This is a genomic window from Micromonospora sp. C95 (assembly GCF_018070465.1).
Classification (GTDB): domain Bacteria; phylum Actinomycetota; class Actinomycetes; order Mycobacteriales; family Micromonosporaceae; genus Micromonospora.
Map to the genome: position 1 here is coordinate 67,083 of NZ_JAGPXT010000007.1, position 20,075 is coordinate 87,157.

At 70.4% G+C, this 20,075-nt stretch carries 19 protein-coding genes; 10 read left to right on the top strand and 9 right to left on the bottom strand.

All coding sequences use genetic code 11. The features are described from left to right. Positions 1-9: 9 nt before the first annotated feature. Positions 10-1,041 carry a LacI family DNA-binding transcriptional regulator gene (locus KBX00_RS10880; RefSeq protein WP_210825858.1) on the bottom strand — a complete coding sequence of 344 codons (1,032 nt, stop codon included), beginning with the start codon at positions 1,039-1,041 and terminating at the stop codon, positions 10-12. A gap of 296 nt (positions 1,042-1,337) precedes the next feature. Here KBX00_RS10880 and KBX00_RS10885 point away from each other — a divergent pair, with 296 nt between their 5' ends. The 6 genes from KBX00_RS10885 to KBX00_RS10910 all read left to right on the top strand — a co-directional run bounded on the left by KBX00_RS10885 (position 1,338) and on the right by KBX00_RS10910 (position 9,600). Further along, positions 1,338-3,737 carry a glycoside hydrolase family 3 N-terminal domain-containing protein gene (locus KBX00_RS10885; protein WP_301547709.1) on the top strand — a complete coding sequence of 800 codons (2,400 nt, stop codon included), beginning with the start codon at positions 1,338-1,340 and terminating at the stop codon, positions 3,735-3,737. Beyond that, entirely contained in the window at positions 3,734-4,714 is a 981-nt protein-coding gene (locus KBX00_RS10890; RefSeq protein WP_301547710.1) for a sugar ABC transporter permease, read from the top strand. Before KBX00_RS10885 ends, KBX00_RS10890 begins: the two co-directional genes overlap by 4 nt. Then, a complete protein-coding gene (locus tag KBX00_RS10895; protein ID WP_307868434.1) occupies positions 4,711-5,643 on the top strand; it encodes a carbohydrate ABC transporter permease in 933 nt (310 codons plus the stop codon). The genes KBX00_RS10890 and KBX00_RS10895 overlap by 4 nt, the downstream gene beginning before the upstream one ends. Positions 5,644-5,690: 47 nt before the next feature. Further along, positions 5,691-7,328, top strand: coding sequence for an extracellular solute-binding protein (locus tag KBX00_RS10900; protein WP_210825863.1), 1,638 nt, complete (start codon positions 5,691-5,693; stop codon positions 7,326-7,328). A 71-nt stretch (positions 7,329-7,399) separates the two neighbouring features. Then, entirely contained in the window at positions 7,400-8,920 is a 1,521-nt protein-coding gene (locus KBX00_RS10905; protein WP_210825865.1) for a xylan 1,4-beta-xylosidase, read from the top strand. Further along, positions 8,917-9,600 (top strand): DUF624 domain-containing protein, encoded by a 684-nt coding sequence (locus KBX00_RS10910; RefSeq protein ID WP_210825867.1) that lies wholly within the window; start codon positions 8,917-8,919, stop codon positions 9,598-9,600. The genes KBX00_RS10905 and KBX00_RS10910 overlap by 4 nt, the downstream gene beginning before the upstream one ends. A gap of 75 nt (positions 9,601-9,675) precedes the next feature. Here the strand turns inward: KBX00_RS10910 and KBX00_RS10915 are convergent, their stop codons facing one another. After that, entirely contained in the window at positions 9,676-10,125 is a 450-nt protein-coding gene (locus tag KBX00_RS10915; RefSeq protein WP_210825869.1) for a MarR family winged helix-turn-helix transcriptional regulator, read from the bottom strand. A gap of 77 nt (positions 10,126-10,202) precedes the next feature. Between KBX00_RS10915 and KBX00_RS10920 the strand changes: the two genes are divergently transcribed. Beyond that, on the top strand, positions 10,203-10,964 hold the full coding sequence (locus KBX00_RS10920; RefSeq protein WP_210825871.1) for an SDR family NAD(P)-dependent oxidoreductase: 762 nt from the start codon (positions 10,203-10,205) through the stop codon (positions 10,962-10,964). Between the two features lie 140 nt (positions 10,965-11,104). On the opposite strand, the gene KBX00_RS10925 is transcribed toward KBX00_RS10920, so the two are convergent. Next, complete coding sequence (locus tag KBX00_RS10925) at positions 11,105-11,605, bottom strand: GNAT family N-acetyltransferase (protein WP_210825873.1); 501 nt, start codon at positions 11,603-11,605, stop codon at positions 11,105-11,107. Between the two features lie 86 nt (positions 11,606-11,691). On the opposite strand from KBX00_RS10925, the gene KBX00_RS10930 reads away from it, so the two are divergent. Then, complete coding sequence (locus tag KBX00_RS10930) at positions 11,692-12,150, top strand: GNAT family N-acetyltransferase (RefSeq protein ID WP_210825875.1); 459 nt, start codon at positions 11,692-11,694, stop codon at positions 12,148-12,150. Between the two features lie 44 nt (positions 12,151-12,194). On the opposite strand, the gene KBX00_RS10935 is transcribed toward KBX00_RS10930, so the two are convergent. Then, positions 12,195-13,040: a helix-turn-helix domain-containing protein gene (locus KBX00_RS10935; RefSeq protein WP_210825877.1), complete on the bottom strand. Its 846-nt coding sequence runs from the start codon at positions 13,038-13,040 to the stop codon at positions 12,195-12,197. 101 nt (positions 13,041-13,141) lie between these two features. Here KBX00_RS10935 and KBX00_RS10940 point away from each other — a divergent pair, with 101 nt between their 5' ends. Further along, positions 13,142-14,014 carry an SDR family NAD(P)-dependent oxidoreductase gene (locus KBX00_RS10940; RefSeq protein WP_210825879.1) on the top strand — a complete coding sequence of 291 codons (873 nt, stop codon included), beginning with the start codon at positions 13,142-13,144 and terminating at the stop codon, positions 14,012-14,014. Positions 14,015-14,062: 48 nt separating this feature from the next. Here KBX00_RS10940 and KBX00_RS10945 read toward each other — a convergent pair whose 3' ends face one another. Both KBX00_RS10945 and KBX00_RS10950 read right to left on the bottom strand, forming a co-directional pair. Further along, complete coding sequence (locus KBX00_RS10945; protein ID WP_210825881.1) at positions 14,063-14,671, bottom strand: TIGR03086 family metal-binding protein; 609 nt, start codon at positions 14,669-14,671, stop codon at positions 14,063-14,065. A gap of 74 nt (positions 14,672-14,745) precedes the next feature. Beyond that, complete coding sequence (locus tag KBX00_RS10950; protein ID WP_210826141.1) at positions 14,746-15,630, bottom strand: AraC family transcriptional regulator; 885 nt, start codon at positions 15,628-15,630, stop codon at positions 14,746-14,748. A 141-nt stretch (positions 15,631-15,771) separates the two neighbouring features. Between KBX00_RS10950 and KBX00_RS10955 the strand changes: the two genes are divergently transcribed. Then, positions 15,772-16,422, top strand: a complete 651-nt coding sequence (locus KBX00_RS10955; RefSeq protein ID WP_210825883.1) for a class I SAM-dependent methyltransferase — start codon at positions 15,772-15,774, stop codon at positions 16,420-16,422. A gap of 28 nt (positions 16,423-16,450) precedes the next feature. On the opposite strand, the gene KBX00_RS10960 is transcribed toward KBX00_RS10955, so the two are convergent. From KBX00_RS10960 to KBX00_RS10970, 3 genes are all read right to left on the bottom strand, one after another. After that, complete coding sequence (locus KBX00_RS10960; RefSeq protein ID WP_210825885.1) at positions 16,451-18,508, bottom strand: alpha-glucuronidase; 2,058 nt, start codon at positions 18,506-18,508, stop codon at positions 16,451-16,453. A 114-nt stretch (positions 18,509-18,622) separates the two neighbouring features. Next, entirely contained in the window at positions 18,623-19,492 is an 870-nt protein-coding gene (locus KBX00_RS10965; RefSeq protein WP_210825887.1) for an AraC family transcriptional regulator, read from the bottom strand. Between the two features lie 132 nt (positions 19,493-19,624). Next, on the bottom strand, positions 19,625-20,047 hold the full coding sequence (locus KBX00_RS10970) for a roadblock/LC7 domain-containing protein (protein ID WP_210825889.1): 423 nt from the start codon (positions 20,045-20,047) through the stop codon (positions 19,625-19,627). Between the last annotated feature and the right edge of the window lie 28 nt (positions 20,048-20,075).

The window sequence follows — 20,075 nt, forward strand, 5'->3', positions numbered from 1 at the left end:
CGGGCTCGGTCACGGATGCGGTGGCGGTGCGGTGCTTTCCCGGATCACCAACTCGGCGACCAGGTCTATCCGGCTGGTGGGCAGGGCGTTGCCGCGGGCGAGATCGAGCAGCATCTGGGCGGCGGTGCCGGCCATGTCGCGCAGGGGCTGGTGGACCGTGGTCAGGGCCGGACCGACCCACGCCGAGAGCGGAAGGTTGTCGTAGCCGACCACCGACACGTCACCCGGCACGTCCAGGCCGAGCTGCCGGGCCGCCCGCAACACCCCGAGCGCCTGCAGGTCCGAGCCGGCGAAGATCGCCGACGGCCGGTCCGGCCGGCTGAGCAACTCGATGCCATGGGTGTAGCCGGCGTCGAGGTGGAAGTTGCCGTGCCGGATCAGCGTGGCATCGACCGGAACGCCGAGTTCCTCGTGGGCGCAACGGAAGCCGGCGGTGCGGGCCCGGGCACAGAGCACGTCGCGCGGACCGGAGATGACCGCGATTCGCCGGTGCCCGAGATCCAACAGGTGTCGGGTGGCGATCAGCCCGCCGTTCCAGTTGTTCGAGCCGACGGTGGGCACCGACGCCACGCTGGCGCTGTCGGTGTCGATGACGACCACCGGGATCGACTGGCGCTGCAACTGTTGCCGTTGCGGATCGGTGAGGTTGCACATGACCAGCAGCACCCCGAGGGGACGCCGGGCAACAACCGCGTCGACCCACGCCTGTGGCGGCCGTCGGGCGGCACTGAGCTGCGACAACATCACGTTCACCCCGGTCAGGGCGGCGACCGCCTCGACCCCCCTGATGATCTCCAGGGCCCAGTCGGACCCGAACTCGTGGAACACCAGGTCGATCTGGCCCTCGCCCGGGGCGCGGCGGGCGCGTCGACGGTAGCGGTGTCGTTGCAGGCTGGCCTCGACCCGTGCCCGGGTCACGGCGGCGACGTCGGACCGTCCGTTGAGGACCTTGGACACCGTCGCCGAGGAGACACCGACCTCCCGGGCGATGGTCGCGATGGTCGCGGAGCCCAGCCCTGCCGACGATCGCTTCTCTGCCATCCGATCCTCTGCAACGATTCCGAAAATTTCGGAGACTGTATCACGCTACGAGCCACCAGAGGGTGACCCCAGTCGATGCTGCGCACTCGCGACGATGAATGCCGGCAATCGCTTACCCGCACGACAGGTGTGTGCTGAACAGTCTTTCCGCAACCCTTGACACACCCTGTCGACGCACTTAGGTTCCCCGACACAGGTGTCCGACTGGTTTCCGAAAATTTCGATAATCGCCGTGTTCCGCGGCGGTCGGCGTGGCCTGCCGGGAGAACCTCCCGGCCCCGGCCGGAGGGGTTCGCATGACAAGTCAGCTGCCCGTCGACGACCGATTGGCGTCCACTCACGCCGATCGGTGGCGTGATCCGACGTTGCGACCGGACGAGCGGGCCGACGCGCTCATCCCGCTGATGTCGCTTGAGGAGAAGCTCGCCCAGTTGGTCGGGCTGTGGGTCGGAGCGGACGCCTCCGGCGAGGGCGTCGCTCCCCATCAGACCGACATGGTCGAGCACATTCCGCCCTGGTCGGAGGCGATCCGGCACGGCCTGGGGCAGCTGACCCGGCCGTTCGGGACGGCGCCCGTCGATCCGGTCCTCGGCGCGCGGTCCCTGGCCGCGTCCCAGGCGCAGATCATCGCGGCGAGCCGGTTCGGGATCCCGGCGCAGGTGCACGAGGAGTGCCTGACCGGCTTCGCCGCCTGGCGGGCGACCGTCTATCCGACGCCGCTGAGCTGGGGCGCGGCCTTCGACCCGGAACTGGTCGAGGAGATGGCCGGGCTGATCGGCCGGTCCATGCGGGCGGCCGGTGTCCATCAGGGGCTCGCCCCGGTGCTGGACGTCACCCGCGACTACCGCTGGGGGCGCACCGAGGAGACGATCGCCGAGGACCCCTATCTGGTCGGCACGATCGGCGCGGCGTACGTTCGCGGGTTGGAACGGGCCGGCGTGGTGGCGACGTTGAAGCACTTCGCCGGCTACTCGGCGTCGCGGGGCGGCCGTAACCTGGCGCCGACGGCGATGGGGCGCCGGGAGTTGGCCGACGTGATCCTCCCGCCATTCGAGATGGCCCTGCGTCTGGGCGGGGCGCGATCGGTGATGAACTCGTACGCCGAGATCGATGGTGTGCCGGCGGCGGCCGACGCGGAGCTGCTCACTGGGACGTTGCGTGAGCAGTGGGGTTTCGACGGCGTGCTGGTCGCCGACTACTTCGCGGTCCGGTTCCTGCAGACTCTGCACGGCATCGCCGCCGACGCCGCGGCGGCGGCCCGGCTGGCACTGCGGGCCGGCATCGACGTGGAGCTGCCCACCGTGGACGCCTACGGCGCGCCCCTGGCGGCGGCGGTGCGCTCCGGCGAGGTCAGCGAGGCGCTCGTCGACCGGGCCCTGCGGCGGGTGCTGATCCAGAAGATCGAGCTGGGCCTGCTCGACGAAGGCTGGCAGGAGTTGCCGGCGGACGTCGAGTCACTGCGCTTCGACGACGAGGCCAGCCAGGCCGTCGCCCTGCGACTGGCCCGCCAGTCCGTCGTCCTGCTCCGCAACCAGGACGGGCTGCTGCCCCTCGCCGCCGACCAGCGGGTCGCGCTGGTCGGGCCGGTCGCGGACGACCCGATGGCGATGCTCGGCTGTTACACGTTCCCGCTGCACGTCGGGGTGAACCACCCCGAGCACGGCACCGGCGTCGAGATCCCGTCCCTGCGCGAGGCGCTTGCGCAGCGGTATCCGCAGCTCACCCACGTACCGGGTACCGGCATCACCGGTGACGACACCTCGGGCATCGCGGCGGCGGTCCAGGCGGTCGCCGACGCCGACGTCTGCGTCCTGGCCGTCGGCGACCGGGCCGGCATGTTCGGCCGGGGTACCTCCGGCGAGGGCTGCGACGCGGTCGACCTCCAACTGCCCGGGGTGCAGGACGAACTGGTACGCGCGGTGCTGGCCGCCGGCACCCCGGTCGTCCTGGTCGTCCTGTCCGGCCGCCCGTACGCCCTGGGTGACGCGGTGGACCGGGCGAGCGCCATCGTGCAGGCGTTCTTCCCCGGCCAGCTCGGCGGCCAGGCGTTGGCCGAGATCATCAGCGGCGAGGTGGACCCGTCGGGACGGCTGCCGGTAAGCGTGCCCCGGCACGCCGGCGGGCTGCCCGGCACCTACCTCACCCCCGTCCTGGGCCGACGCTCCAAGGTGTCCTCGGTGGACCCGACGCCGGCGTTCCCGTTCGGCCACGGTCTCAGCTACACCACCTTCGAGTGGGGCGACGCTGCGGTCAGCGACGCCCCGGGCGGCGTCACCGGGGAGCCGACGACCTGGCCGGTCGACGGGGAGGTGACCGTCGGGGTCACGGTCCGCAACACCGGCGCCCGGGCCGGCACCGAGTTGGTCCAGCTCTACCTGCACGATCCGGTGGCGCAGACCACCCGACCGGTGGTGCGCCTGATCGGGTACGCGCGCGTTCCGCTCGAGCCCGGCGATGCCGCCCGGGTCAGCTTCACGGTCCCCGCCGACGTCACCTCGTTCACCGGCGTGCACGGCCGGCGTGTGGTCGAGCCCGGCGAGGTGGAGCTGCGGCTCAGCCGCTCCAGCGGGGACGTGGCGGCCAGCCTGGCGCTACGGCTGGAGGGCGGCGAACGCGAGGTCGGGCATCACCGCGAGCTGCTGTCCCGGGTGCGCGTCGAACCGGTCGCCGGGCCCACGCCGGAGGACCGGCCATGAGCAGCGTGACCACCCTGACCACGCCGACGCCGAGCCCCGACACGACGACACCGAAGCCGCCATCACGGGCGCCCCGGCAGACCTGGCGGCGGGCACTGCGGCGGGACTGGCAGCTGTACTCGCTGGCGATCCTGCCGTTGCTGTTCTTCCTGATCTTCCGGTACCTGCCGATGCTGGGCAACGTGATCGCCTTCCGGCGGTTCCAGCCGGGCGGCAACATCTTCGGCGAGTACTGGGTCGGCCTGCGCTACTTCAAGATGTTCCTGAACGACCCGACGTTCTGGAACGTCTTCACCAACACCCTGGTGCTCGGCGCGCTGACCCTGCTGTTCTGCTTCCCGCTGCCGATCGTGCTGGCGCTGCTGCTCAACGAGGTGCGGGCCCGCAAGCTCAAGCGCCTCGTGCAGTCGGTGTCCTACCTGCCGCACTTCCTGTCCATCGTGATCGTGGCGGCCATCGTCATGCAGCTGCTGTCGATGGACGGCACGGTCAACCAGCTCGTCCGGGCCGGTGGCGGTGAGGCGATCCCGTTCCTGCAACGGCCGGAGTGGTTCCGCACCATCTACGTCTCCTCGGAGGTCTGGCAGACGGTGGGCTGGGGCACGATCCTCTACCTTGCCGCGCTCACCACCATCGACGACGACCTCTACGAGGCGGCCCGCATCGACGGCGCCAACCGGTGGCGGCAGACCTGGCACGTCACGCTGCCGGGCATCCGGCCGACAATGGTGACGCTGTTGATCCTCAACATCGGCACCTTCATGGCGGTCGGGTTCGAGAAGATCCTGCTGCTGTACAACCCACTTACCTATCCGACGGCCGACGTCCTGTCCACCTACCTGTTCCGGATGGGCTTCCAGTCCAGCAACTTCAGCTACGCCGCCGCGATCGGGCTGTTCGAGGCGGTGATCGGGTTGATCCTGGTCGTCTCGGCGAACCTGATCGCCCGTCGCACGGTGGGGACGAGCCTGTGGTGACCGTCGACACCGCCGAGCGGCCCGCCGAGACCGCGAACCGTCCCCGTCGCCGCGGCATCCAGGAGACCCGGGGCTACCGGGTGTTCCGGGTGGTCAACGGCATCGTTCTGACCCTCGTGGTGATGGTGACGCTCTACCCGTTCGTCAACATCGTGGCCCGCTCGTTGAGCGACGAGGCGTACATCATCGCCGGTCAGGTCAACCTCGTGCCGCGCGGGTTCACCCTGGACACCTACCAGCTGTTGATGTCCGACCCGTTGTTCTGGACGAACTACCGCAACACCGTGTTCTACACGGTCACCGCCACGGTCATCTCGATCGTGATGACCACCTGCTATGCGTACGTGCTGTCGAAGAAGCAGCTCAAGGGGCGCGGAGCGCTTGTCGGCATCGCGGTCTTCACCATGTTCTTCACCGGCGGCCTCATCCCCAACTACGTCCTGGTGACCAGCCTGGGGCTGAAGAACAGCGTCTGGGCCATCGCGCTGCCCAACGCGATAAACGTGTTCAACCTGCTGGTGATGAAGGCGTTCTTCGAGAGCCTGCCGACAGAGTTGGAGGAGGCCGCCGCCGTCGACGGGCTCAACACGTACGGCATCCTGCTGCGGATCGTGCTGCCGCTGTCGAAGGCCATCGTCGCCACGATGGTGCTGTTCTACGCGGTGGCGTTCTGGAACTCCTGGTTCGCGGCGTTCCTCTACATGGACCGGCAGGAACTCTGGCCGGTCACCGTGTACCTGCGCAACCTGATCGCCGGCGCCACCGGCGCGGAGAACGTCGGGGCGATCACCGAGGCGAACGAGGTACAGGCCGAGGCGACGCTCAAGGCCGTGACCATCGTGCTCACCACTCTGCCGATCCTCCTGGTCTATCCCTTCGTCCAACGGTACTTCGTCCGGGGCATCATGCTCGGCGCGGTCAAGGGCTGACCAGTAGCGAACACCCTCTCCCACCACCGAGTTGAAAGGAACCCGCCATGTTCCGCAGATCGTGGCGTCACGCGGCGGCGGCTGCCGCCGTGCTGTTGGCCCTCGGCAGCGTCGCCGCCTGTGGCGACGACTCGCCCGACAGCGAGGACCTGTCGGAGAACCGGGCCGGCGCGATGGAGAACTACGCCGTCGGGACCCAGTTCAAGGCCACCGAGCCGCTTTCCTTCTCCGTCCTCTACAACAACCACCCGAACTATCCGCTGAAGGAGGACTGGCTGTTCTGGACGGAGTTAAAGTCCCGGACGAACGTCAGCCTCGAAAAGGTCGCCGTGCCGCTGAGCGACTACAACCAGAAGCGCAGCCTGCTCATCGGTGCCGGCGACGCGCCGCTGCTGATCCCGAAGACCTATCCGCCGGACGTGCACGCCTACGTCTCGTCGGGGGCGATCCTGCCGGTCAGCGACTACCTCGATCTGATGCCGAACCTCAAGGACAAGATCGAGAAGTGGAACCTGAAGCCTGAGATGGACACCCTGCGCCAGCAGGACGGCAAGTTCTACCTGCTGCCCGGCCTGCACGAGAAGCCCTGGCACGAATACTCCCTGGCGGTCCGCACCGACATCCTCGAAGAGCTGAACCTCGAGGTCCCGAAGACCTGGGACGAGGTATACACGATGCTCAAGGCGATGAAGGCGGCGTACCCGGACGTCTACCCGTTCTCCGACCGGTTCAGCCAGCCCAACCCGGCCGGCAACCTGCTCAACATGCTCGCCGCGTCGTACGGCCTGGAAGGCGCGGGTTGGAACTTCCAGCACGTCACCTGGAACGCCCAGGCGCAGCAGTTCGAGTACACCGGCGCCACCGAGCAGTACAAGCAGATGTTGCAGTACCTCAACAAGCTGGTGGCGGAGAAGCTGCTCGACCCGGAGAGCTTCACCCAGACCGACGACCTGGCCCGGCAGAAGCTCGCCAACAGCAAGTCCTTCGTGATCAGCAGCAACGCGCAGACGTTGGTCAACGACTACCGGCCGGACCTGGCGGCGACAAACCCGAAGGCCAAGATCACCAAGATCCCGCTGCCGATCGGCCCGGCCGGCGAGATCAACCCGGCCAGCCGGCTGGAGAACGGCATGATGATCTCCTCGAAGGCCCGCGACAGCAAGAACTTCGTGGCCATGATGCAGTTCGTCGACTGGCTCTGGTACTCCGACGAGGGGCAGGAGTTCGCCAAGTGGGGCGTTGAGGGGACGACCTTCGTCAAGGACGCCACCGGCAAGAAGACCCTCGCTCCGGACGTCGACATGATCGGCCTCAACCCCGGCGCACCCAAGCACCTCCAGAAGGACTTCGGCTTCGGCAACGGCGTGTTCGCGTACGGCGGCAAGCCCGAGCTGGTGCAGGCGTTCTTCTCGCCCGAGGAGCAGGAGTTCCAGCAGGTGATGAACGCCCGCGCACCGAAGGCGGTGCCGCCGCCGTACCCGCTCAACGACGAGGAACGCGAGCAGGTGTCGCTCTGGGAGACCCCGCTCAAGGACCACGTCTACCAGGCCACGCTCCAGTTCGTGCTCGGGCAGCGTGACTTCGCCGAGTGGGACGCCTACGTGGCGGAGTTGAAGAGCAAGAACATGGACTCCTACCTGGAACTGGTCAACGAGGCGCACAAGCGCTACCAGGAGAAGAACTAGCAGACCTGTCCGGTCCGGTCGTGTCGGCGCGACCGGACCGGGCACCCTCCACCCCGAGCACAGGAACGACGATGCGGATCACCGTTGCGGACCAACCCGTCGGCCGGCTGAGCGACGCATGGCGCCTCGCCGTCGGCACCGGCCGGCTCGACCTGGCCCTGCGCCGCGACTACCAGGATTCGCTGGCCCTGGTCCAACGCGAGATCGGTTTCCGGTACCTCCGCGGGCACGGCCTGCTCAGCGACGGCGTCGGGGTGCACCGACCGTACGACCACCAGGGCCGACGCCACGTCCGGCACGCCTTCGGCTATCTCGACCAGATCGTCGACGCCTACCTTGAGCTGGGCATCAGGCCGTTCGTGGAGCTGGGTTTCATGCCCTCCGGGCTGGCCAGCGGCGAGCAGACGGTCTTCTGGTGGCGCGGCAACGTCACGCCGCCCCGATCGCACACCGAATGGGCCGACCTGGTCCGGGCCACGATCGGTCACCTCGTCGACCGGTACGGCCTGGACGAGGTACGCGGCTGGCCGATCGAGGTGTGGAACGAGCCCGACCTGAAGGAGTTCTGGCAGGACGCCGACGCCGACGCCTACCACTGGCTCTACGAGGTGACCGCGCACGCGGTGAAGGACGTCGACGCCGACCTCAAGGTCGGTGGCCCGGCACTCTCCCCCGGCGCCGACGACGGATGGCTGCCCCGGTTCGCCGAGTTCGTCACCGACCGTTCGGTGCCGATCGACTTCGTCAGCCGGCACGCCTACACCTCCGGCCCGGCCCAGCACGTGCCGTTCGGCGTACACCAGACCCTGGCACCGGCGCAGCGGCTGCTGGAACAGTTCGCCAGCCCGCGCCGGTTACTCGCCGGCACCGCGCTGGCCGACCTGCCGGTGCACATCACCGAGTTCAACAGTTCGTACCGCCCGGACAACCCGATCCACGACACCGCCTTCCACGCCGCCTACCTCGCCCCGGTGCTGGCCGGCGGCGACGACCTGGTCGACTCCTTCGCGTACTGGACCTTCAGCGACGTGTTCGAGGAGGTGGGCATCCCGACGACGCTGTTCCACGGCGGCTTCGGCCTGCTCACCCACCGGCAGCTCCGTAAACCCACGTACCACCTGTACGCCTTCATGAACCGGCTGGGTACGCAGATCCTCGCCCGGGGCGCGGATCACCTGGTCACCCGCGACGACACCGGCCGCATCGCGGTGTTGGCCTGGGCGCCGGTCGACGTCACCGGCGGTGAACCGGTGGACGGCCACACCGTACGCCTGTCGCTGCCGGTCACCGACCCGGCCGCCCACACCGCGTTCCTGCTGCGCTCCTCGGTCAGCGAGGAGTCCGGCAACGCCTGGCGGGCCTGGTGCGAGCTGGGCCGACCGCCCTCCCCCACCGCCCGCCAACTGGACGTTCTGCGGCAGGCCGCCGAGCCGGCCAGACGGCACGGGTCGCTGCCGGTGCTGGCCGGCCGCGTCGAACTGGACCTGCACCTGGCTCGGCACGAGGTGACCCTGGCCGAGGTGAGCCCGGTGACCGACGAGACTCCGCCCTGGTGGGACGAGCGGCGACTGCTGGGCGGTGAGCCGTCGTGAGCACCGCCGCCCGTCGCGAGTTCGGTGCCGGCCCACTGTCCCGGGTAACGGCGTTGATCTACACCCTGCTGGTGGTGGAGGTGCTGCTGCTGGTCTGCGCAGCTCCCGGGCTGGTGGCGCTGTTCGCGCTGGAGCGGCACGTGAGCAACCTGCCGCTGGTCGCGGTCTGTGCGGTGCCGCTCGGCCCGGCGTTCTCCGCCGCACTGTACGCCCTGCACCGGCAGCGTCTCGACCTGACCGAGCTGCACCCGGGGCGACTGTTCTGGCGCGGCTACCGGGCCAACCTGACCGGCTCGCTGCTGGTCTGGGTGCCGGCGCTGATGTGGCTGACCGTCATCGCGGTCAACCTGGTCAACCTGCCGGCGGCCGGGGTGCCCGGCTGGTGGGCGGTGCCGCTGGTGCTGGTCGGCGCCGGGGTGTCGGTGGTCGGGGTCAACGCACTGGTGATCACGTCGCTGTTCACGTTCCGGCTGCGCGACGTGTTCCGGCTGGCCGGGTACTTCGTGCTGCGTACCCCGGTGGTCGCCGTCGGCACCGCGTTGCTGCTGGTGGCGGCGACGGCGCTCACCATTGTCGCCTCGGAGGCGGCGCTCGCCGCCCTCGGCTCGGTGCTGGCGCTGGCGCTGGTCCGTGGCGGCGCGCCGATGACCGACATCATCACCGAGGAGTTCGTCGAGTGAGCCTGCCCGTCACGCCGCCCGTCACACCCAAGGTGCCCCCGCTGCCGACGTGGTGATCCGTCGTGGACATTTCGCTCACTCGGTTTCGGCGGCGAGAGTGCGGAGGTTCCCGCGTACCTTTTCAAGCAGTTCGACGAACGCGGCTCGTTGGTCGGCCGCCATGCCGGCGGTGGCGGTCTCGGCGAGCGTGCGCCAGGCCGCCTCGATCTTCGGGATGACGGCCCGGCCCTTGCGGGTCAACTGGATCCGGGTGGCACGCCGATCGCCCGGTACGGGTTCCCTGACGAACCAACCACCCTGATCGAGGCGGCTGAGGCTGCGGGTCACCGTGGGCTGTTCCACGCCGAGCCGGGCGGCGATCTCGGAGATCGTCATACCGTCGGGTTCTTGGCCGAGCAGCCACAGCAGGACGTCCTGCCCCGGGTGCAGGGCGAGTGCGCTGAGCACGTCGGCCTGCGCGCTCCGGTACAGCTTGGCCACCTTGACCAGGGCTTTGTTGGTGGCCAGGACATCCGTCAGTTCCACCCGGGCAGTGTACGAGTTGACGGGCCGGCGCCAGCTAGTCCATAGTCGGCTAACTTATAGCCGACTATGGAGCTGTCATGGAAACCGGTTTGTCGAACAGGGTCGCCCTCGTCACCGGGGCCTCCGGGGCCATCGGCCGCGCCACCGCCCTGCACCTGGCGGCCGAGGGCGCCTCCGTCGCCGTGTCCTGGTACACCAACCACAACGGCGCCCTCGACGTGGTCGGTGCCATCACGCGAGCCGGCGGCCGGGCCTGCGCCATCCACCTGGATCACCACGGTCCCAGCACCATGCCCGGCGTCATCGAGGAGATCGCCGAACGACTCGGACCGGTCTCCGCCCTGATCGCCAACGCCGTGCAGTGGCCCTCCTTCGACACCGACGAGATCGGTGGTCTCACCACGTCGCTGGCTGTCAACACCGTCGGTCCGCTGGCACTGATCGATGCGGCTCTGCCAGCCATGCGCGCCAGCGGCTGGGGACGCATCGTCGTCGTGTCGACCGACATCGTCGCGCAGCCCATGGCGGGGCCACTCGCCTACGCCACCGCAAAGGGCGCGCTGGAGACCGCCGCGCGGGTGCTCGCCGTCCGGGAAGCCCGCCACGGGATTCTGACAAACATCGTGCGCCCCGGCTTCACCCTCACCGACAAGGCACTGGCCGCTCCGTTCCTGGGGCCGGAAGCGGTCGCCGCCGAATCGGCGAAGACTCCCACCGGCCGCATCTGCACCCCCGAGGACGTCGCCACCGCCGTCACCTACCTGGCATCGGCGGCGAACGGTCACGTCAACGGCCAGACGGTGTCGCTGGCCGGTGGTCGGGAACTCGTCCGCGGGTGACGCCGGCACGAACCACCGGTGCCCGAACGTGTCGATGATTTCCCGTTCCCGCAACCCGCCGGCCGGATCGGCGGCAATCTCCGTCTCGAATCAGGCGGTGGACGCCGGCAGCGGGAGAGAACGTTCCCTCGACGGGCAAGCTACGACGGCTGCCAGGCAAAGCGGATGTCCGGGGCCTTCTCCTCGTTATGCGACCCGTCGGTCGCCTCAACCGGAACGAAGCCGTGCCGACGGTAGAACCGCTGCGCGCCGGTGTTGGCCGCGAACGTCCACAGCTGAAGGCCCTCCGGCCGGCGGGACTTGGCAAGCTCAATCAGTTGTGCGCCCAACCCACGACCGGTCCAGGCGGGATCGACATAGAGCTGGTCGATCCAGTGGCCGTCCAGAACCAGCACGGCCAACGGCAGTTGGCGGCCATCCTCCGTCAGCCACACTTCCCGTTCAGCGATGACGACGCCCCTGACCCATTCGCGGATCTCCCCGTCCGAATGAACGGCCGGCGGAATCGCGCCGACCGCAGCACGGCGGGCGGCGATGAGCAGGTCCGCAACTGCCCGCGCATCTTCGGCACCAGCACGACGAGACGCAGGTGATCCCAGTGACGAGGCATCAGACGGACCCAATGGCTGTTCGCCCTCCACATCGCCGTCACCGTCCCAGCGGTGTCATGTTCCGACGAGTAAACGCGGGTGCGTGCAGACCGGCAAGCGCATTAGCGTCTCTACCCATGACCTCGGACGCCTTCGTACCACCGGGCTTCACCCCACCGACGTCGCTGACCACCGACCGGTTCCGCCTCGAACCGCTGGGCCCGCAGCACAACGTGGCGGATCACGCCGCGTGGACGACGAGCATCGAGCACATCCGCGCCACACCTGGTTACCCGGACGGCAACTGGCCCCCGCCGAGCGGCATGTCGTTGGAGAAGAACCTGGCCGACCTGCGCCGTCATGCCGACGACTTCACCAGCGGCACCGGCTTCACCTTCACCGTCCTCGACCCGGTCGACGGCGACGTCATCGGCTGCGTCTACCTCTACCCGTCGGCCTCCGAGGAGTACGACGTCACCGTCCAGTCCTGGGTGCGGGTCGACCGGGCAGACCTGGACGTGCCGCTCGCCAGCGCCGTCGCGAACTGGATCGCCACCGACTGGCCATGGGATCGCCCGGACCGGTGCGGCCGTTGAGGAAGCGGTGACGGCCGGACTGTCCGGCGGCGGAGTGCAGCGCCTCAGTCGGTGATCGCGGTTACTCCCGTGACGCGCAGCAGGTCCAACTTGTCGGCATCCGGGGAGCCGGCGGGCGCCGTGTACACCACGATGCGCAGGTCGGAACCGTGTGCGGTCAGCACGTCACAGTCCAGGGTCACCGGGCCGACGGCCGGGTGCGCGACCGTCTTGCGTTCGCTCTCGTGCGCGGCGACCGCCCCGGAGTCCCAGAGGGCGGCGAACTCCGGACTGGCGGAGCGCAGCGCGGCGACAAGTGCCGCCAGCCGGCGGTCATGCGGATGGGCGGCGGCCGTGGTGCGCAGGTCGGCGACGAGGGCGGCCGGCAGGGCAGCGGAGGCACCGTCGGGGGCGACGCGCGGCCAGGCGAGCGACGCGCCCGGCAGGAACAGGACACGCAGGAGGTTGCGCTCCTCCGGGGCGATGACGGCCGGGTCGCCGAACAGGGCCGCCCACAGCGGGGTCCAGGTGAGCAGCGTCCAGTCGGCCGAGAACACGGCCAGCGGGACGTCGCCCAGGCGGGCGGCGATGCGGGCCACGCCCGGCGGGATGTGGGTGCTCACGTCACCCGCGGCGGGCGGCAGGAGACCCGCGGTGCGGTACAGGTGGTCCCGTTCGGCGTTGTCGAGTTGCAGGGCCCGGGCCAGAGCCGCGACGACCTGCGCGGACGGGTTGCGGGCGCGACCCTGCTCCAGGCGGATCACGTAGTCGACCGACAGGCCGGCGAGGGATGCCAACTCCTCGCGACGCAGACCGGCCGCCCGGCGGCGGGCCGTGGTGGGCAGGCCGGTGTCAGCGGCGGAAAGCCGGTCCCGCCAGGCCCGGACGGCGGCACCGAACGCACTTGTCACCTCACCAGTATCACGACCGACCGAGGCCCGGCCTGGTACTGCTGGTCCTACCGTCGCACCGGGTGCTGGCTACGCGCCGCCGCTGCGGCCACGGTCGAGGCATGACCGAGACGATGCTGATGACCGGCGCCAGCCGGGGAATCGGGTGGCACGCGGCGGTTGCGATGCTCGCCGCGAACCCAGGGCTGCGGATGTTCGTGACCGACCGCACCGGCGGACTGGCCGAGTCCCTGCGCGACAGGAGCGGAAACCAACAGGTGTACGGCGTACGCACCGACCTGGCTTCCCTGGACTCGGTACGCGCCGCGGCGGACCACGTGATGCGGCGGGCCCGGGTGACGTCGTTCGTCGGCAACGCGGGGCTACAGGTGACCAGCGGTGCCCGGTGCAGCGCCGACGGGTACGAGGTGACGTTCGCCGTCAACGTGCTCGCCAACCACCTCCTGCTGCGACTGCTCGGCGACCAGCTACGGCGAGCGGTGATCACGGCCTCGGACACCCACTTCGGGGACTTCCGGCACAACCTGGGGCTCGCGCCCGCGCCGGTGTGGCGGCCGCCGGCGGAACTGGCCCGTCCCGACGGGCCGCACACCTCGGTAGCCGGGCGGACCGCCTACTCGACGAGCAAGCTCGCCGTCATCTATCTCGTGCACGAGTGGGCGCGGCGACTGGACAACACCGAGGTGTACAGCTGGAATCCGGGCTTCGTTCCGGGTACCGGACTGACCCGCGACGCGGGTCCGATCGTACGGTTCACGGCGGCCCGGGTGCTGCCGCTGCTCACCCTCACCCCGTTGTCGGTGAGCCCCCGCACCGCCGGCCGTCACCTGGCGCAGGTGGCGACCGGTCCGGCCGTGGCACCGAGCGGATCCTATGTGAACCTCGGGCAGGCCGAGCGTTCCTCGGACGCATCCTACGATCCACAGCGGGAGGGCGAACTCTTCGAGGCCGCGCAGGCTCTCACCGCGACATGACGGCCACGCGACGACCCGCGCTCAGGCACCACGACGATCCCCGGAGTGCTACCGGGCTTCGGTCACCGGGGGCGTCCAGTCACGGTCGCGGCCGGTGAGACCGAGGACCCGGTCGAGCAGCGGAGCCTCGGCGGGCTGGGCGATCGACGGCCCGAACAGGCCGGGGGTGCCGTCACTGCTGGCCTGTTGGGACACCAGGCGGTGGACCGCCTCCAGGGTCCGGTCGTCGAGGTCGTACGGCTGGCCGGTCGCGCGGGCGAGATCCCACCCGTGCACGACCAGTTCGTCGAGCGCGACGACGCCCATGATCTCGGCCGGCAGCCGTACCCCGCCGACCGCGGTCTCGCCCGTCCAGGCCGCCGGCTCGCGCCAGGCGGCAACCAACTCGTCGAGCTGCCCCGGCAGTAGCTTGCGCCACTGCGGGTCGAGCTGGTCGGCCGCGGGCTCGCCCGGACCGTTCGGTGCGGGATCCGGTCCCTTCTCGGCAGCCGTCCGGAACGCGAGCGTCAGCCCCATGATGTGGTCGAGCAGGTCGCCGACCGTCCAGCCGGCACACGGAGTGGGACCGGAGAGCTGGTCGTCGGTGACCCCGGGGAGCAGCGCCTGCAACGCGCGGGCTGCGGGTTCGAGATCCGGGCTGCCGGCACTGTCGATCATCTCTGCTCCTTCGTCGCGGACGCCTCCGCACGCTACCCGCCGGGACCGACAGAACAGCGCGTGCCGGCGGCCGATCAGGAGGTGCCCGCAGTGGCGTGGCGCCACTGGGACGGGGTTACTCCGTGTTCGGCGCGGAAGCGTTTGATGAAGTAGCTGACGTCGGAGTAGCCGATCCGGCGACTTATCGTCGCCACGGTCAGGTCGGTGTCGGTGAGCAGCAGGCGGGCCTGCTGCATGCGGCGCTGCGCCAGCCACTGCTGCACGGTCCGGCCGGTCCGGCGGCGTACCACGGTGGTGAGGTGCCCGGCGGTGAGGGCCAGTTCGGCGGCGACGTCGGCGAGTGAGATGGGCTCCTGGTAACGCCGCTCGACGACGTCGAAGACGGCCGCGAGCAGCGGCTCCTCTGCCGACCGCAGCTGGTCGGCGACGTCGGTGGGCAACCGGGCCACGGCCACCAGCAGCAGGGTCAGGTGGGCGAGGGCGGCCTCCTGATGGCCGTCGCGCCGGGCGCGCAACTCGGTGTCGAGCAAGACGAAGCGCTCCACCCAGCCCGCTCGGTCGGGCGGTGGGACGCGCAGCCGCTGGGCCCGGTCGGTGCCGTGGGCGAACGGGAGGAGCAGCGGGTGTGACCGCCACGACGAGTACGCGCCCGACCTTCCGGGCCGGATCACGTCGGTCGGGAACCACACCGCCCATCCGTCGACGACCGTGGTCTCGACCGGGTCGCGGAAGGAGATGACCTGCCCCGGTGCGATGACGAACAGGTCCCCGTCGGTCACCGTCCACCTGCGGCTGTCGATCACCAGCCGGCCGTCGGCGCGATGCGCGTAGAACAGCACCAGGAAGTCGTGGGTGTGGGCACCTGCGGGGGCCGGGTCCGCGACCGGCAGGCCCGGCGCGACGCGGGCCACGGCCACCGGGGCGAGGCCGGCCACCCGATCGAACCCGATGACCGGCACGCCCTGCCCGGTCACCCCGACGGCGCGGGACGCCGGAACCGAACTTTGTCGCATCCAGTCCACAGTTACGCCATTGTCCACGGTGTCGCGCTCCATGACGCTGAGAGTACGACCGAACTTCGTCTGATATCGGAGCGTCACATGACCGGACCGTCCCACCACACCGCCCCGCAGCAGTACCTGCCCGGCATGGGTAAGCACTGGCTGCTTCCGCTCTACGACCCGTTCTCCCGCCTCGCCGGCATCGGGCGCATCCACGGACAGCTGATGGACCGGGCGAACCTCCGGTCCGGCCAGCGCATCCTGGAGATCGGCTGCGGTACCGGCAACCTGCTGACCGCGCTCGGGCGTCGCCTGCGGGACATCGACGCGCTGGGCATCGACCCGGACCCGGCCGCGCTGCGCCGTGCCCGCCGCAAGGCGGCCCGGCACCGGCTGCCGATCCGGTACGAGCAGGCGTTCGCCGGCGCGTTGCCGCTGCCCGACGACAGCGTCGACCGGGTGCTGTCCGCGTTCATGCTGCACCATTTGGACGACAACGAGCGCGCCCGGGCGCTCCGGGAGGCCGGGCGGGTGCTGCGGCGCGGCGGTGAGCTGCACGTGCTCGACATCGACGGCACGCCGTCCGGGCGGGGCGGCGGGGCGGCGCACCGCAACGCCCGGGTGGCCGCCAGCCTTCCCGAGCGGGTGCTGGCCGCGCTCGTCGACGCCGGCCTGACCGGTGTGGCGAGAAACGGCGGCGGTAAGGCGTGGTTCGGCCGCTTCGCCTGCTACCGCGCCGAGGCACCCTGAGGCGGTCGGGCCGGCACCGCAGGCTGGCTCAGTGCAGCGGCCGGCCGTGCGCGTCGGGTACCCCCGACTTGCGGTGGAAGTAGGCGTTGATCTGGTCGCGCCACTCTCGCGCGCAGCGCAGCTGCTCGTCGAGCCGTTCGGTCACCCGGGCGTGCACCGCCGCGTCCACCAACCCGGCCAGCGACTTCCACCGCAGGCAGGCCGCCTCCACCTCGGCCACCCCGGCGAAGTGGGTGTCGTAGATGTGCTGGATGACGGTGCGACCGCTGTGCAGCACGTGCTCGTACGGCACGTGGTGGAAGAAGAGCAACAGTTCGTCGGGGCAGGTCTCCGGGGATTCGTACACCCGGGACCACGGCCGGGGGTACTGGCCGGTGAAGCCGGTGCCGGTGGCCCGGGTGCGGTCCACGCCCACCCCGTCGCGATCGGCGAAATGGTACGTGCCCCACCGGCTGTACTCGTATCCGTCGACGTCGGGGCCGTAGTGCAGACCCGGTCGCACCATGAACCCCACGCCCAGTGGGGCGGTGTAGCGCTCGTAGGTACGCCACGAGTCGTCCATGATCTCGTGCAGGGTGCGGCGGAGCAGGTCCGGGTCGGCGCTGGTGCCCGGGTGGAAGGTCAGCTCGATCCACTCGTCGAGCACCTCCGCCGGTCGCAGCCGTGGATCCCAGGCCAGCCGGCCGAAGGCGTACAGGTTGGCCTGGGCCAGCGGATGTCCGGTCCAGAACGGGTCGTCGCCCACGTTGGACACGGCGACCAGGCCGCCGCCGTCGGCGGCCACACCGGCAACGGTACGTCCGTCGTCGCCCCAGCCGAACCGGAGCGCCTCGCTCCACCAGGGGGCGAGGTAGCACACGTGTCGCTGTTGGCCGGTGTACTCCTGGGTGACCTGGAACTCCACCGCCATCCGGGTGGTGGGCATCGCGGTGATTACCGGGGAGACGGGCTCCCGGGTCTGGAAGTCCATCGGGCCGTGCTTGACCTGGACGATGACGTTGTCCCGGAAGCGGCCGTCGAGCGGGGCGAAGTGGTCGAAGGCGGCCCGGGCCCGGTCGGTGGAGCGGTCCCGCCAGTCCTGCCGGTGGTTGTAGACGAAGGCCCGCCAGTGCACCACCCCGCCGTACGGGGCCAGCGCCTCGGCGAGCAGGTTCGCTCCGTCGGCGTGGTCGCGACCGTAGCTGAACGGACCCGGTTGTCCCTCCGAGTCGGCCTTGACCACGTAGCCACCGAAGTCGGGGATGCGGGCGTACACCGCCTCGGTGGTCTCGGCCCACCAGGCCCGCACCGCCTCGTCGAGCGGATCCGCGGTGGGCAGGCCGGCGAGGACGACGGGCGCGGCGAAGGTGACCGACAGGTGCACCCGGATGCCGTACGGGCGGAACTCGTCGGCTATCTCGGCGACGTCGTCGAGCCGCTCGGTGAGCAGCCGCGCCTCGGTGGCGTGGACGTTGACGTTGTTCACCGCCACCGCGTTGATCCCACAGGCGGCCAGCAGTCGCGCGTACGCCCGCACCCGGGCCCGGTCGCGGCGGGGGTGGCCGGCCCGCCAGAAGATCGACCCACCGGCGTAGCCGCGTTCGACCTGCCCCATCACCGGGTGCACGTCGACGTTGTCCCAGTGGTCGAGCATGCGGCGGCGCATCGCGGGACGGTGCGGCTGCGCCTCGTGCGGTGCGCCGAACGCCGACTCGCCGAGGCGGGTCAGGTGGAACAGCCCGTAGAGCAGCCCGGCCGGCTGGTCGGCGAGCAGCACCGTGACCTCGCCGTGGCGGGCCAGGGCGTAGCCCTCCGCGCCGAGCGGCCCACCGGCTGCCGTTTCCAGGTCGGCCAGGGCGGCGTCGAGTTCGGCTGGGCCGCCGTCGCCGACGGCCGGGACCAGGGCGAGCACCAGGCCCGGCGGCGGCCCGTCCGCCGCACGCCGGACGGTGCCGCCGTGCTCGGCGCAGGCCTGCTCGATCTCGGTGACGACCGTGTCGACGAGCACTCCGCTGCCGAGGACGACGCAGTGCCGGGAGCCGATCGCGCGGAACGCCTCGGGCGGCAACCAGGCCGGGTGGACGTCGGTCGGGGCGGGGGCGGTCATTGCGCAGATCGTAACGTTCCCACCAAAGGCGTCAAGATACTTCCGGAAGTGCCGGTGGCCGGTGGCCGGCGGCCCGCCGGCCGGGCGGGCCACCGGCCGCTGGACCTATCCCCGTCAGGCCGGTTCGACGGGCAGCCACAGCTCGCACGTGGCGGTGCTGAAGTCGGCCGCGCGATCGAGGATCGCGACGATCGACGGGCCCGGCCGCAGCCGCCACGGGTTCGACGGGAACCATTCGGACGCGGTCGCGGCCCAGGTCTGTTGCAACTGCTGCGGGTACGCTCCGGCGGTCCGGAAGACCGCCCACGTGCCGGCCGGCGCCGCGACGCTGTCCAGGTCGTCGGGGACCGTGGTCTCCCCGGCGACGGCGACCCCGTGCAGGTAGGTCAGCTCGGTGCCCTCCACGGCGTCGGGGTCGACGCCGTCGGTGACCTGGAGCAGACCGGCCGGCTCGGTGTCACTGAGTTCCTTGAGCCGCTGGTGTTCCTCGGCCGGCAGGGCGGTGACGTGCCGCTGGATGTGCGGGTTGACACCGTGGTGGATGAGCGGAACCCGGGCGGCGTGTCCGATGAGCCGGAACGCGGGACGGTCGACGATGCGGGTGTCCACGGGGATGCTCCCTTCGACGGTCAGGCGGAACCTGAGCTGTGGCTGGGTACGCAGGGGGCCTCCGTCACGGCGTACGTCACCCGGGCCGACGCCGTGCACGGCCCGGAACGCACGGCCGAACGCCTCCGTGGAGCCGTACCCGTACCGCACCGCGATGCCGAGCAGGTCGTCCTCGCCGCGAACGACGTCCGCGGCGGCGACGGTCATCCGCCGCCGGCGTACGTACTCCGACAGCGGCATACCGGCAAGTGACGAGAACATCCGGCGCAGGTGGTACTCGGTCGTGCCGAGCGCCCGAGCCGCCCCGGGAACGTCGAGTTCCTCGGTGAGGTGCTCCTCGACGAGATCGACGAGCCGGTTGAGTGCCGAGATCATGAGACCTCCTTTCGAGATCCAGCCTGGCCCACCCGCCCCCGGCCGCGCCCGATCGTCCTGGTCCGATCCGATCACCCGGCGGCGGGTGGCGAGGCTCGACACACCGTCACCCGAAGCGGCCATCGCCGCAGGTCAGTGCAGCGCGACGCGCTCGCCCACCGGTTCCAGGTACACCGGAAGGTGGTCACCTGCCTGCGCGACGAACATGGCCACCTCGTACGCCATGTCGCCGACCTCCGCCTCGCCGTCGATGCCGACGGCGAGGACGGCCCCGTTGCCGGTGGTGGCGTGGAACAGGAACGCCCGGGACATCTGCACCACCACCTGGTGCAGCTCGCCGTCACCGCAGACCCGTGCGGCGGCCAGGCCCAGTGCCTGAAGCCCGCAGACCATGCTGGACAGCTGGCTGGCGAGTTCGTCGTCGATGCCCCGGGAGGCGCCCAGCAGGAGCCCGTCCGGGGAGAGCACCACCGCGAACTGGGCACCCGGCACGCGGTCGACGATGTTGTCGAGCGCGCGGCCGAGGTTGTCGGCGGTGGCCACCGCAGAAGTCATGGCAGGTCCTCTCGTTTACGGAACCGGT